At 48.4% G+C, this 13241-nt stretch carries 12 protein-coding genes; 2 read left to right on the top strand and 10 right to left on the bottom strand.

The window, feature by feature from the left end; all coding sequences use genetic code 11:
• Positions 1-10: 10 nt before the first annotated feature.
• From BUB85_RS04200 to BUB85_RS04190, 3 genes are all read right to left on the bottom strand, one after another.
• Entirely contained in the window at positions 11-610 is a 600-nt protein-coding gene (locus BUB85_RS04200; RefSeq protein ID WP_073105682.1) for a cytidylate kinase-like family protein, read from the bottom strand.
• Positions 611-700: 90 nt separating this feature from the next.
• Entirely contained in the window at positions 701-1915 is a 1215-nt protein-coding gene (locus BUB85_RS04195; RefSeq protein WP_073105679.1) for an aspartate aminotransferase family protein, read from the bottom strand.
• A 522-nt stretch (positions 1916-2437) separates the two neighbouring features.
• Positions 2438-3007, bottom strand: a complete 570-nt coding sequence (locus BUB85_RS04190; protein ID WP_084533908.1) for a helix-turn-helix domain-containing protein — start codon at positions 3005-3007, stop codon at positions 2438-2440.
• A 318-nt stretch (positions 3008-3325) separates the two neighbouring features.
• Here BUB85_RS04190 and BUB85_RS04185 point away from each other — a divergent pair, with 318 nt between their 5' ends.
• Positions 3326-4303 (top strand): Rpn family recombination-promoting nuclease/putative transposase, encoded by a 978-nt coding sequence (locus BUB85_RS04185; protein ID WP_073105676.1) that lies wholly within the window; start codon positions 3326-3328, stop codon positions 4301-4303.
• Positions 4304-4326: 23 nt separating this feature from the next.
• On the opposite strand, the gene BUB85_RS04180 is transcribed toward BUB85_RS04185, so the two are convergent.
• The 7 genes from BUB85_RS04180 to BUB85_RS04150 form a co-directional block, all read right to left on the bottom strand.
• The gene (locus BUB85_RS04180) at positions 4327-5109 is read right to left on the bottom strand and encodes a class I SAM-dependent methyltransferase (RefSeq protein WP_073105673.1); all 783 of its coding nucleotides are present in this window, start codon (positions 5107-5109) and stop codon (positions 4327-4329) included.
• Positions 5110-5371: 262 nt separating this feature from the next.
• The gene (locus BUB85_RS04175; protein ID WP_073105669.1) at positions 5372-6277 is read right to left on the bottom strand and encodes a dihydrodipicolinate synthase family protein; all 906 of its coding nucleotides are present in this window, start codon (positions 6275-6277) and stop codon (positions 5372-5374) included.
• Positions 6278-6297: 20 nt separating this feature from the next.
• Positions 6298-7317: an ABC transporter ATP-binding protein gene (locus BUB85_RS04170; protein ID WP_073105666.1), complete on the bottom strand. Its 1020-nt coding sequence runs from the start codon at positions 7315-7317 to the stop codon at positions 6298-6300.
• Between the two features lies 1 nt (position 7318).
• The gene (locus tag BUB85_RS04165; RefSeq protein WP_242945347.1) at positions 7319-8356 is read right to left on the bottom strand and encodes an ABC transporter ATP-binding protein; all 1038 of its coding nucleotides are present in this window, start codon (positions 8354-8356) and stop codon (positions 7319-7321) included.
• A gap of 9 nt (positions 8357-8365) precedes the next feature.
• Positions 8366-9256, bottom strand: a complete 891-nt coding sequence (locus tag BUB85_RS04160) for an ABC transporter permease (protein ID WP_073105664.1) — start codon at positions 9254-9256, stop codon at positions 8366-8368.
• Positions 9257-9268: 12 nt separating this feature from the next.
• Positions 9269-10228: an ABC transporter permease gene (locus tag BUB85_RS04155; RefSeq protein ID WP_073105661.1), complete on the bottom strand. Its 960-nt coding sequence runs from the start codon at positions 10226-10228 to the stop codon at positions 9269-9271.
• Positions 10229-10299: 71 nt separating this feature from the next.
• Positions 10300-11880: an ABC transporter substrate-binding protein gene (locus BUB85_RS04150; RefSeq protein WP_073105658.1), complete on the bottom strand. Its 1581-nt coding sequence runs from the start codon at positions 11878-11880 to the stop codon at positions 10300-10302.
• 374 nt (positions 11881-12254) lie between these two features.
• On the opposite strand from BUB85_RS04150, the gene BUB85_RS04140 reads away from it, so the two are divergent.
• Positions 12255-13106 (top strand): MurR/RpiR family transcriptional regulator, encoded by an 852-nt coding sequence (locus BUB85_RS04140; RefSeq protein WP_073105651.1) that lies wholly within the window; start codon positions 12255-12257, stop codon positions 13104-13106.
• The last annotated feature ends 135 nt before the right edge of the window (positions 13107-13241 follow it).

Below are 13241 nucleotides of genomic sequence, written 5' to 3'. Positions count from 1 at the left end.
CGTCCTCCGCTTACAGACTGCCGAATTTCAAATCGATCAGCTGCAAAATATATTTTGCCGTCTGGCTCAGCCCCAGCACACTGCTGTCGATCATCATGTGACGGTTTTTCCGATCACCGCGGTAAGTCCCGGTCATATATTTGTATCTGGAATGCAGCATCTCGTCATTATATTTCACAAGATCCTCTGCTTCCTGTCTGGAGATGTTCCTGCTCTCCATCACATGCTGCACGCGCACATCCTCCGGTGCATAGATAAAGATATTCAGACAGTCCGGCCTGTCTTTCAGAATGTAATCACTGCATCGCCCTATAATGACGCAGGAAGATTTTGCCGCAAATTTCCGGATTACTTCAAACTGCGTGTAGATGACACGGTTTGTCAGATTCGCATATCTCGGTCCAAGCTTCGTCTCGAACATGTACTTTACATTATCATCTCCCGAGTCCGCCTTCTCGACCAGTTCCCTGTCTACTCCAAGCTGATCTACCACCTTATCCACCAGGTCTCTGTCGTAGTATTCCACGCCAAGAGACTCGGCGATCATCTTACCGATATCCGGTCCGCCGCTCCCATATTCGCAGCCGATCGTTATTACAAAATGTTTCATCTGCACCTCTCCTTTTTATATGTAGTAAGTCGCACACTCCGCGGCGGCTTACCGGAGGTATTCCAAATCCCCCTCGCCGCATTTTCTGTACTACGCCAGCGCCTCCACCGACGCCTTAATGATCTCAAACGCTTTGTCACAGTCCGCCTCTGTCACGATCAACGGTGGAATCATGCGGATAATGTGTGCTCCGATCGCTGTGATCAGAAGTTTTCTGTCAAAACAACCATGCTTCACATCCACACCACTGATGGTATCGTCAAATTCCACACCTACCAGCAGTCCCTGTCCCCGCACTTCTTTCACATGGGGAAGAGTCTTTAGCTTCTCTGAAAAATAAGCTCCCATCACCTTCGCATTTCCTGCGAGATCGCGATCCAGCAGTTCCGTCACCTCCGCAAGCGCCGCCGCGCAGCTGACCGGATGTCCGCCGAATGTGGTTCCATGTGATCCCATGGTAAATGCTTTCGCAGTCTCGGCCGTGGCACAGATCGCACCGATTGGCATTCCACCACCGAGGGCTTTCGCCATAGACACGATGTCCGGCTTGATTCCATAATTCATAAATGACATCACCGCTCCGGTCCTGCACCAGCCAGTCTGCACCTCATCCAGCAGCAGGAGCATTCCTTTCTCATCGCAGTAGTCTCGAAGTCCCTGCATAAATTCCAAGGTTGCCGGATTCACACCGCCCTCGCCCTGTACCGGCTCCACCATGATTGCGATGGTGTTCTCCGTGCAGGCATCCTTAAAGCTCTGCAGGTCATTGAACTCCGCGTAGGAAAATCCTGGTGTCATGTCACCGAACCCGACCTGGCATGCATTGTCCGGCTGGCCGGTCGCACTCATCGCACCGAAGGTTCTTCCGTGAAATGACCTGGCCGCTGTCACAATGTTGTATTTGTGCGGGCCATACTTTTCGACACCGTACTTCCTCGCCATCTTGATCATGGCCTCATTCGCCTCTGTACCGGAGTTCTGATAGAAGATCTTGTCCATCCCGACTGCGTTACAGACCTTCTCAGCCAGAAGTGCCTGGGGAATCGTGTATGGATAGTTGAATGTGTGCATGATATCGCCGACCTGATCTTTCACCGCCTCGACAACCTTCTCGTTACAGTTTCCCGCCGAGTTTACCGCGATACCTGCGTAGAAATCGAGATATGGTGTTTCGTTCTCATCGTAAATGTACATGTCCTTCGCCGTCTCCGCGATAAAATCAAATCTTTCGTAAGTTTCAATCATGTACTTGTTCACTTTGTCCTTGATATCCTGTGCCGTTAAGCCTGTGTCTTTTAATCTCATTTCAATTCCTCCTGTCGCTTTCGTGACTGTCTGCAATCCTCTTCTGAATCGTTTCGCTGCTTTCTTTCTGCTGCCCTGCCATTAAGCTTCATCTTTCAGCCAATAAAAAAAAGCGAAAGCGCAGGCGGGTTTTCCGCAAGCATCTTCGCTCTTTTACTTGTCTTTTATTTTGAACACATTTATCATAGCACTCCACTTTTTTACTGTCAATCCTTTTCTTTATATTTTTTATGTTCTTTTATATTCCATCTCTTTTCCCTATAGATGTTTCATTGTAAAAGCAGCTATTTTCCTTGAATGATCACATTTATTTTTTATGTCAGCGTAGTTTTCTTTCTTCCCTTGAACTTTCTTACCTCCGCTTTATTTTATGCTTTTGTTTTCCATACCTCCACTCCTGCAGCCCCTTTTTGTCCATTATATTGAACATTTCGTGCAAAATTTTTTCGTTATTGGTGCTTTTTCCGATATCTCAACTTCAAGATATCCCAACTTCCATTGCTCTGAATTATCGCGAAATAATCATCTTCCATCCACCAGAAAAACAAGAAAACTAATCTTCTGATCGGTCTTATTCTTATAGATATGCTCCTGATCTGATTCAAACCGAAACACATCCGCCTTCGTCACCGCATAGTCTATCCCGCTCACCTCGATGGTCACTTCTCCCTCCAGAACAGAGATATACTCCATCGTCCGCTCCCCGTGGCTCCCGCTCACATATGCCGCCTGCGGTTCGATGTCAATCCGCGTGATCTCCGCCACCCGGTTATCCTCAAACGGAAAACAAGTCCACACCGTATACTGGTTCTTCACTTCTTTCGTGGGAAGTGTATCCTCCGCCCGCACCATACATGTGTCCATCTTCGGTGGTTCCAGCAGTTTACTGAACTCAATACGGAGTCCGCTGGCTATCTTGCCGAGCACTCCGATTGACGGATTGGCATTCTCTTTTTCGATCTGCGCCAACATGCTCTTGCTGACCCCGGTCTGCTCTGATACCACATCCAGACTCATCTCTTTCGCCTTGCGGATCCGTTTGAGATTAACCGCAATGTTGTGGGACAGATAGCCGATATTTTTTTCTTCCATACTCGCTCCCTCCTTCTGAAATCGTAATAATTTTAGTACAGATCTCTCCCAGAAGCAAGTTTTTTCTTATTGCATTCTACCGGCAAAAATGTTATGGTAAATGCAGAATTTCTAATCAGAAGATATTCGTCTTCTCAGAATTTCAAAGTTCAGGTCAGCTCGACCGAATGTATCATTTCATTTTACCCACAGACCTACCGTAAGAATCATAAGTGAAAACAGATTGCGTAAAAAGGTTGCATTTCGAAACATTTTTCTTATAATAGAAGTAACCACAGTTTCTCTTATTTCTTACAACCACAGAAAAAGGAGGAACACATGTCCAGAGCAGACACCGCAGTCAACATCTTTCTCGGGGACCCGGAACATTTTGCGGATGTGATTAATCACGGAATTTTTCGCGGACAGCCTGTCATCATCCCCGACAGGCTTGTCGAACTTGACACTGCAAGCCGCAAACGGGAAAGCATTTCAAAAGTCCGGGATATCATCAAATCTTATCAGAATAATCAGGCCGTTTTTATTCTGATCGGCATTGAGAATCAGACGACGATCCATTATGCAATGCCACTGAGGATCATGGATTATGATTCACGTTCGTATGAAAAGCAGCGCAGAGCCATTTCCGCCAGGCACCATAAAGCTAAGGATCTCGTTGGCAATAGTGATGAATATATCAGCGGCTTTTCTAAATCAGACCGGCTGATTCCTGTAATAACCCTGGTCGTCTATTACGGAAATAAAGCATGGGATGGCGCAACCGATCTTCACGGGATTCTGGATATTCCGGATGAATTAAGACCCTTCAAGGATTGGATCGGGAATTATAAGATGCATCTTTTAGAGGTTGCCCGTATCAATGATGAAGATCTGGACAGTTATAGTGATGATCTGAAATGTGTCTTTGGATTCATCAAATACCAGAAGGACAAACAGGCTCTGCGCGATTTTATTTACAAAAACGAAAAATTGTTTTCGAATGTTCCCGTAGAAACCTGTGAGGCAATACAAGAAGCCACTCATTTAAATGAAATCGAAAAATATATAGAAAAAGAACAGGAGGGTGTTAACATGTGTGTAGCAATACAGGAAATGATTGAAGATGGCCGAACCGAGGGAGAAGTAAGAAAGCTCATTGAGCAGACCTGCAAAAAGCTTCGCAAAAGACAAACTGCAGAAACAATTGCAGATGCGCTGGAAGAAGATCCGGCTTATATCCAGTCGATCGTTGAGGCAGCGCAGAAATATGCGCCGGATTATGACCTGGATCTGATTTTTCAGGATTTTGTAAAGTAAGCTGTCTTAGGGATTCGTCACCCCTACTCTTTTCTCAGAATATCTACCGTATGCGCCCCCGCCCCGAGCAGATCCGGGCGTTCACAGACCGCCGTCTGATATTTGACAAACCACTCGAACTCCTCGTCTGTCAGCTGATTTAAAAACGGGCGCATGTAGTTTGCCGGTCCGTCCGGCGACAGCACCTTGATCCGCTGCAGTCCCACAGCCTCGTTCAGTGCCCCCATATCCTCAATCCGCACATAGTCATAAATATTTTTCTCCTCCGACACGGTGTGGAAGTCCTCCGTCAGACGCTCTTCTTCCACACACTCTCCGATATGTCGCTCTTTGAAGGCGTAGGTGATCACACCGTACTCATTCATGACATACGCCACCAGAATCACGCCCCCCGTCTTCGTCACCCGTTTCGCCTCCTCCAGCGCCTTTTTCTTATCTGCAAATGTAAACAGGTGGTACATGGGCCCAAACAGCAGCGTCACATCGAACTGCTCATCTGCCAGCTTCGACAGATTCAGGGCCGTCCCCTGCATCGCCTTCACGGTACTTCCTTTTGACTTCAGAATCCCCAGATTGTACTTCACCAGCTCCACCGCCGTGACATCATACCCCTCGTCCGCCAGCGCGACCGAATATCGCCCTGTCCCGGCACCGATGTCCAGAATCCGGACTTCATTCTCAGGCCGGTCCTGAGGCAGATACTGGTGAATATATTTCATGGAAATACGGTATTCCACCTGACCGTGGCGGGAATTCAGGCGTTTTTCCTCATTAAATTTATTGTAGTATTCTTTTATTTCATCCATTTTCGTATAGAATCCTTTCCTGCTAAACGCATCATATGATGTAAGGGGCAAAAGGTATTTTGACCCTTGATACCTACGGATTATTCCGCACTTCGTGGTATCATCATATAAATTACAGTATATTATTTAACGGTCTTTTCGTAAAGCAAACCTGATCATTTTACGCGATAACTCACAAAAAAAAGTGCAGTGAGAATACACTTTGCATAAATCCGTGTATTTTCACTGCACTTTTTATCGTAAAACATTCGCCTGCAGTTCTCTACGCTACAACCTCATCAATCATCCGGATGCAGTGAGCAATCTGCTCCCTGTCAGCCTCTGTAATTCCCAGAAGCGGCGCACGCACCGATCCGATGTCGCACCCCTCCCGCTGTCGCAGGATTTCTTTCATTACCGCGTACAGATTTCCCTCGCACGCACACATGGCATAGATGATCCGGTTCACCTGGTTCTGCAGTCTGGCCGCTTCCGCTACATTCCCGCTCTTCACCAGGCTGTAGATTTTTAAGTAAGCCTCCGGCATCACGGCATATGTTCCGCCGATTCCGCCATCCGCACCGATTGCAAGTCCACCGGTCAGCTGCTCGTCCGGTCCGTTGAAGACCACAAATTCCGATCCGCCCGCATCCTTGAACATCTGAATGTCCTGCACCGGCATGGACGAGTTTTTCACACCCACGACCCGCGGATTCTTCTTCATCTCCTCAAAGAGCGGCATCGTCAGGCTGACTCCCGCAAGCTGTGGGATGTTATAGATAATGAAATCCGTGTTCGGTGCCGCACTGCTGATGTCGTTCCAGTATTTTGCGATCTCTGACTCCGGCAGCTTGAAGTAAATGGGCGGTATGGATGCAATGGCATCCACGTTCAGACTCTCCGCATGAGCCGCAAGCTCCATGCTGTCCGCGGTATTGTTGCAGGCGACATGTGCGATTACTGTCATCGCTCCTCCGACCTCCGACATCACCGCCTCCAGCGTCTGTTTCCGCTCCTCCACGCTCTGATAGATACATTCTCCGGATGAGCCGTTGACATACAGCCCCCGAACGCCCTTGCGCAGCAGATGTCCCGCCAGTTTTTTTGTTCTCTCACTGTCTACATTTCCCGCTTCATCATAACATGCGTAGAATGCCGGAATGATTCCCTGATATTTTATAGTATTCATCTTTACACCTCTTATTTTCTCTACTCGGCTCCTGTCATCATTTTTCCTTCATAAAGATGACATGCAACCATATGTCCGTTCTCTTTGTCAACATACATTGGAGGATCCTGTTTTTTGCATTGTTCCATGCACATCGGACACCGGTTATGAAATGCGCATCCAGACGGTTTATTGATCGGACTCGGCACCTCACCCTCCAGAATCTGGCGTTTTTTCTCCACATGGATGTCTGCCACCGGAATTGCTGACAGAAGTGCTCTGGTATACGGATGGAGCGGTTCGTCGTACAGTGCTCGCGAATCTGCAACCTCCACTACCTTACCAAGGTACATAACAATGATACGGTCTGACATGTATTGTACCACCGACAGGTCGTGGGCGATAAACAGGTATGTGAGATTCAGCTCCTTCTGGATATCCTTCATCAGATTCAGCACCTGTGCCTGAATGGAAACGTCCAGCGCTGACACGGGCTCATCACAGATGAGTACCTCCGGTGTCACCTCCAGCGCCCGCGCAATACACAGCCTCTGTCTCTGCCCACCGGAAAACTCATGTGGATATCGCATCAAGTAGTCCGGCTGGATGTTAACCATCTTCAGCACCCGCTGCATGACCTCCTCCCGCTTCTCCCGGGTGTCATACCCGTGGATTTTAAGCGGTTCCTCAAAGGATGTATAAATCTTTTTCTGCGGATTCAGTGCCGAGTAGGGGTCCTGAAATACCATCTGCACGGTCTTGCGGAACTCAAACATCTCCTGCTTGCTGAACTTCGTGATATCTTTGAAACCGCCCTGATAGTGGAACATGATCTTACCATCGGTAGGCTTCTCGAGAAGCATCAGGGATTTTCCGAGAGTCGACTTGCCGCAGCCCGACTCTCCTACAATCCCGATGGTCTCTCCGCGGTATACCTCCAGACTGATGTCATCTACAGCCTTTACATTTCCCACGGTCTTCTTCATGATTCCTTTTTTAATCGGAAACCAGGTTTTGAGATTTTCTACTTTGAAAAGGACTTCTTTCTCATTTGTCTTCATGCTATACAGCCCTCCCTTTCTTCTCAAACAACAGGCAGCGCACCATATGTCCCTCCGACACCTCAAAGGATGGAATCTCCTGCTTTCTGCAGGCCTCCATACAATGTGTACAACGGTCGGCAAACTCGCAGCCGCCCTTCAGATCTGCCGGGTTCGGTGTGATTCCCGGGATGGTCTCCAACTTCTGGCCATCCGCCAGTCCCAGCACCGGCACACTCCGCAGCAGTGCCTTCGTGTACGGGTGCATGGTCTCATCGAAGATAGCCTTTCTGCTTCCGAACTCCACGACACGCCCCATATACATAACGCATACCTCATCAGCCATCTCTGCCACCAGCCCCATATTATGGGTGATCAGTATGATCGATTTTCCAAATACCAGCTGCAGTTTCTTCAAAAGATCCATGATCTGCGCCTGAATCGTCACATCCAGCGCCGTCGTCGGCTCATCACAGATGATCAGATCCGGGTTACAGATCATGGCGATGGCGATCACCACCCTCTGCTTCATTCCGCCGGAGAACTGATGCGGATAGTTGTCGATCCGGCTCTCCGGATCCGGGATCCCCAGCTGTTTGAAAAGCTCCAGAACCTTCGTTCTGGCCTCAGCCTTACTCATGCCGGTATGCTCCCGCAGCCCCTCTGCCACCTGGTCTCCCACCTTGTACACCGGATTCAGGCTGGACATGGGATCCTGAAATACCATGGACATCCCCGGCCCCCGGAGTTTTCGCAGTTTGATATCATTGTTGTTCTCTATTTTCTCCAGATGGTGCTCCACAACCGCCCCATCCTTCCACTCATTAAACTGAATATTGTCTGCCTTGATTCTGGAATTTTTTCCCAGAAACCGCATGACCGAGTTCATGGTCACGCTCTTTCCACAGCCGGATTCTCCTACCACTGCAAGAGTCTTTGCTCTTTTCACCTGAAACGAGACATCCTTTACAATCCGGACTTCTTTTCCGTCCGACACAAAGCTGGTGTTCAGATTTTTTACGTCCAGTATGATTTCTTTCGTATCCATTGTCATTGTCATCTCCCCCTCCTACTGCTGTTTTGCGTCCAGCACATCACGCAGACCGTCACCCAGGAAATTAATTGCCAGGACAAACAGCGTGATTGCCAGCCCCGGGAACAGCCAGATCCACCACTGGTTCGTCACCACCGATATAGACTTGGCCGCATTCAGGATATTCCCCCATGTAGGCGTACTGTCCGCCACGCCGAGTCCGATAAAGGAAAGTGCCGCCTCCTGTAAGATAAAGAAAGCTACGTTGGTCGTCGTCGATACGATGATGGGACTGACTACATTCGGAAGAATCTGTCCAAACATGATCTTTCCACTGCCCATACCAAACGCCTCACACACCTTGATGTACGTCTCGCCCTTCAGACTCAGGAACTCATTTCGCACCATACGAAACGTCGTCATCCAGCCTGTGATTACAAAGATGACCAGCAGGTTGCCGAGCCCACGCTTCTGGCTGATTGCCACCAGCATCATAACCAGCACCAGCTGCGGAAATGCCTGAAACAGTTCCGAGAGGCGGACAATGAATGCATCTGTCTTTCCGCCCATGTAGCCTGCCACTGCACCCAATACCGCTCCGATCACCGAACTCATGACCGCACAGAACACACCGATAAAGATCGAATAACAGCCGCCGTACAGCACGCGGGAGAACAGATCCCGTCCGATGGTGTCAGTTCCGAAGATATGATCGCCTCCGGGGAGCTCCTTGAGTGCCCGCAGATCTGGTGATGCATAATCAAGTCCCGCCACCGCGCCAATGATACAGGCTGCCGTCATCAAGACCACCACCAGCAATCCTATGATCGCCAGCTTATTGTTCATAAACTTCCTGACATTTTTTCGAAACAATGAGGAAGAGGACTTTTTACTTTGTTCCTTTAAACTAACGGTTGTTTCACTCATTTTTTCTCCCTCCTATTCTCCCAGACGGACACGCGGATCCAGCAGAGCGTTGAGCACGTCCACCATAAAAGAACAGATCAGCATGACAGCCGCAATAATTAATGTTGTGACCAGCACGATCGGGTAGTCGCCCGATGTAATTGCATTCGTCATTGTAAGCCCGATTCCCGGATAGGAGAACACACTCTCAATAACAACCGAGCCGCCTACCAGCATAGGGATACGGAACACGAGAATGACCAGCACCGGCTTCATCGCATTGCGGAAGGCATGCTTTATGTAAACCTTCCACTCCGGAATACCCTTGCTGCGCGCCGTCTTGATGTAATCACTGTTGAGCACGTCCAGCATGGTATTTCTTGCGTAGCGCATGAGCACCGCCACCATTCCGATGGTCAATGTGAGAACCGGAAGAAACAGATGGAAAAATGCATCCGCAACCACGCTTTGTGCATCCGGGCTTACCCGGTTTGCCGACGGAAACCATCCCAGCTTCACCGCAAAGATCTGAATCAGGATGATACCTACGAGAAACTGTGGAACCGCCTGCCCCAGTACCGCAAGAACGCGACCCACGTAATCGATGATTCCGTTCTGACGGATTGCCGAGATGATTCCGATTCCGATTCCAATAATTGCCGAAATGAACAGCGAGTAACCTGCCAGCTCAATCGTGTACGGCAGTCTGGTCGCAATGATCGATCCAATTGAGGTTCCGTCAAATGAGTAACCCAGATCACCGCGCAGACAATTGCCCAGCCACCGGAAGTACTGTACGATCATCGGATCGTTCAGTCCCAGCGACTCCCGCAGTGCTTCTACGTTGTCTGCATTAGCCGATAAAGTTTCCGGGCTCACCATAAAGTTAATGGGATCCACCCCCGTCAGCTGCAGTCCGTAATAGACCAGAAAGCTGATCACCAGAAGCATGGGTATCATCATGAGTATCTTTTTCACGATATATTTAAACATTGTAAACCCCCAGTCTACAGAGATAGGCAGCCGCGCTGCCTATCCTGATTTATCATTACCTCTTTTGTTTTCTACTTTACTGTCCAGGCCGCGAAGTCTACATCACAGTTGTACAGCGGATTACAGAATTTCACATCGTCCGGAAGTGTCACCTTGTCGCTGGTATAAACCATGGTTCCCACTGTGAAAGCCGGCACCTTGTACATCTTCTCCTGCTCCAGATTCTGCAGATTTGTCAAGATCTCTTCCTGCTCCTTCGGATCGCCGGTCTGTGTCAGTTTTGCGATCTCTTCGTCAAATGCGGTGTCGCCGCCAAAGATGTTGGCAAACAGTGCGTCGGTACTCATATACTCTGTATACCATTCGTTGACAGAGAATGATGATTTTCCTTTGAATCCGATATCGTAATTACGTGTTGTGAACAGGTCGGTTGTTCCATCGTTAGAAAGTGTGGACTCTGTCTTCAGACCGATGTTCTCCAGCATATAGACCACAGTGTTAATCAGGTCAATTGATGTCTGGTCATTGTTGTAATAACAGATCCGTACCGGTCTGCTCATGTCATATCCGGATGCCTCGATATCCTTTTTCGCCTGCTCCTCATCGTACTTGTACTCAAAACCATTGTATGCCTTGTTTTCATTCGGTACGCCGGAGTTCAGAACTGTTGCATTCGGGTACAGTGTAGCGAGTGTTGCACGGTCGATTGCCTCAATGATCGCTTTTCTTACAGTCTCATTCTGCATCGCCTCATTCTCGTTTCCGTCAATCCCCTTCATGTTGAAGATAAAGTATTTGTAGAACAGTACATCGATTTTGTGCGCATCGTAGTTAGAAAGATCATCCATAGCCTCCACAAAGTCCGCGCCGTTTCCAAATACATAGTCCGCCTTGCCGGACTGTGCTGCTGTTACATAGTCAGACACGAAGTATGCGATGACCTTCTTGATCTCCGGTGCCGTTCCCTCATAATTTTCGTTCTGCTTCAGTGAGAAATAATTTCCTACCTTGAGCTCATCCAGTGCGTACATTCCTGATGTGACCGGTGCGGTCCAGAATGCATCTGTGTCGATGGACAGCGGGTCGACCTTCTCAAGGCTGTGCTTCGGCAAAATAGCGAACTGGCCGAGTACGTTCAGCATATCTGCGTACGGAGTTGTCATGTCGATTGTAATCACGTTGTCTGCCGTGCTGAGACTGGAAATGTTCTTGAATGCTGCTGTATAGATAGAGTTCACTGTTGCCGCCTTCTGTGCGGTTTCAATGGAGAACACCACGTCGTCTGCTGTCAGCGCCTCACCGTCACTCCACTTCAGATTATCCTTCAGTGTGATCGTGTACTTCATTCCATCCTCGCTCATCTCATAAGAATCTGCCAGGTCCGGCTTCACTGAGGTCAGAGTGTCATCTGCGATAAACAGACTTCTGAACATCAGGTTTGTCGCCATCGTCCGGTTGTACCACGGTGTCGGTATTTTGTCGTCTGTAGATGAACCGTCTCCTGTCGTGATCGCGAGTTCCAGCACACCGCTGGTTCCGCTTGCTGCGGTTTTTGTGCTGCCGCCATCATCGGCACCTTTTTTGCCGCCGCATCCTGCCATCAGGGTGGCCGTCAATGCTGCGATCAACAATACTGCAATTTTCTTTTTCATTTTCTTCCTCCTTTGTTTCTCTTTGTTTTTATGGTTGCTCTCTTTGTTCCTTGTAAGCACAGTATATTCGTTATGAAAATTATTTTCAATTGACATTTTCGATGAAATTCTCTTTCTTTTTTGGTTATTTTGGATAACCCCCTTGATAATACTGGGCTTGAGGCTTTATTTTTCGCCCAAAACGTGAAAATCATTTTCATTTTTCTTGTATTTTGCAACTATTTGATATTATAATAATATCAGAGAGATCCTGTTTTCCATCCCCTTTACCTGTCACTTGGTGTTCTGTGCCCTAAACGTGGGAGAACTGCTTTAGGACGTTCAAATTCAAAAGCACATTAAAAATAGAAGATTCATCTTAAAAGGAGTATATTATGGCACCAACCGCTTTTAATCATATTGTAAAAAAATACGACCATCTGACCAAATCCGAAAAGAAGCTGGCTGATTATATTTTCCAGCATCAGAACGATGTGGAATATATGAGCATTGTATCTCTGGCAGATATCTGTAACGTTGCTGAGGCGACGATCTCGCGGTTCTGCCGGAAGCTTGACTACAACGGCTACAATGAATTTAAGCTGGCGCTGGCAAAGGAAAATTCACTCCAACACGAGGGCGACTACTCCCCGAATCTGGACGATACGGATGATCCCGTGATCAGCCGGATGCAGCAGCTGTTCCACTACGACATGGCCTCTCTGCAGGATACCATGTCGCTGATCGACAGCCCGACCATCACCCAGGCCGTAGAGTACCTCAATCAGGCCGAGCATGTCTACTGCATCGGCCAGGGCGGCAGCATGGTCATGGCAATGGAAGCATGGGCCCGGTTCGCGGTGGTCACCCAGAAGTTCGTCTGGATTCCGGATTCCCATATGCAGGCCATGACGGCCAGTCTCTCGGGAGAAAAGGATGTCATCATCCTCTTTTCTTATTCCGGAGCCACAAAAGACAGCCTTGACCTGCTGAGAGTTGCGCGGGAACATCACACCAAGATCATCCTCATCACACATTTTCGTAATTCTCCTGCCGCTGTATATGCAGATGCCATCCTCCTGTGCGGTTCCAAGGAGGGGCCGCTCCAGACCGGGTCTATCGCCGCCAAGCTGGGACAGCTGTTTCTGATTGATATACTTTACAACGAGTACTGTGCCATAAATATGGAAGAAACTACCCAGAACCGGGATACCACCTCCCTCGCTATCGCAACAAAGCTTCTATAATTTATAGCTGCTTTGAGCATCGCTTTCTGGCGGCCGGCTTATTATTGACGCAAAGACACCCGAAGTGTAATGACATCTTGTATAAATGCCATTACACTCCGGGTGTCTTTTTTTAGATGCTGTGAACGATAAATC

Origin of the sequence: Hespellia stercorisuis DSM 15480, assembly GCF_900142165.1 — a bacterium.
Lineage (GTDB): Bacteria > Bacillota > Clostridia > Lachnospirales > Lachnospiraceae > Hespellia > Hespellia stercorisuis.
Note: the sequence above shows the minus strand (reverse complement) of the source record. Positions and strands in the feature narration are given on the sequence as shown.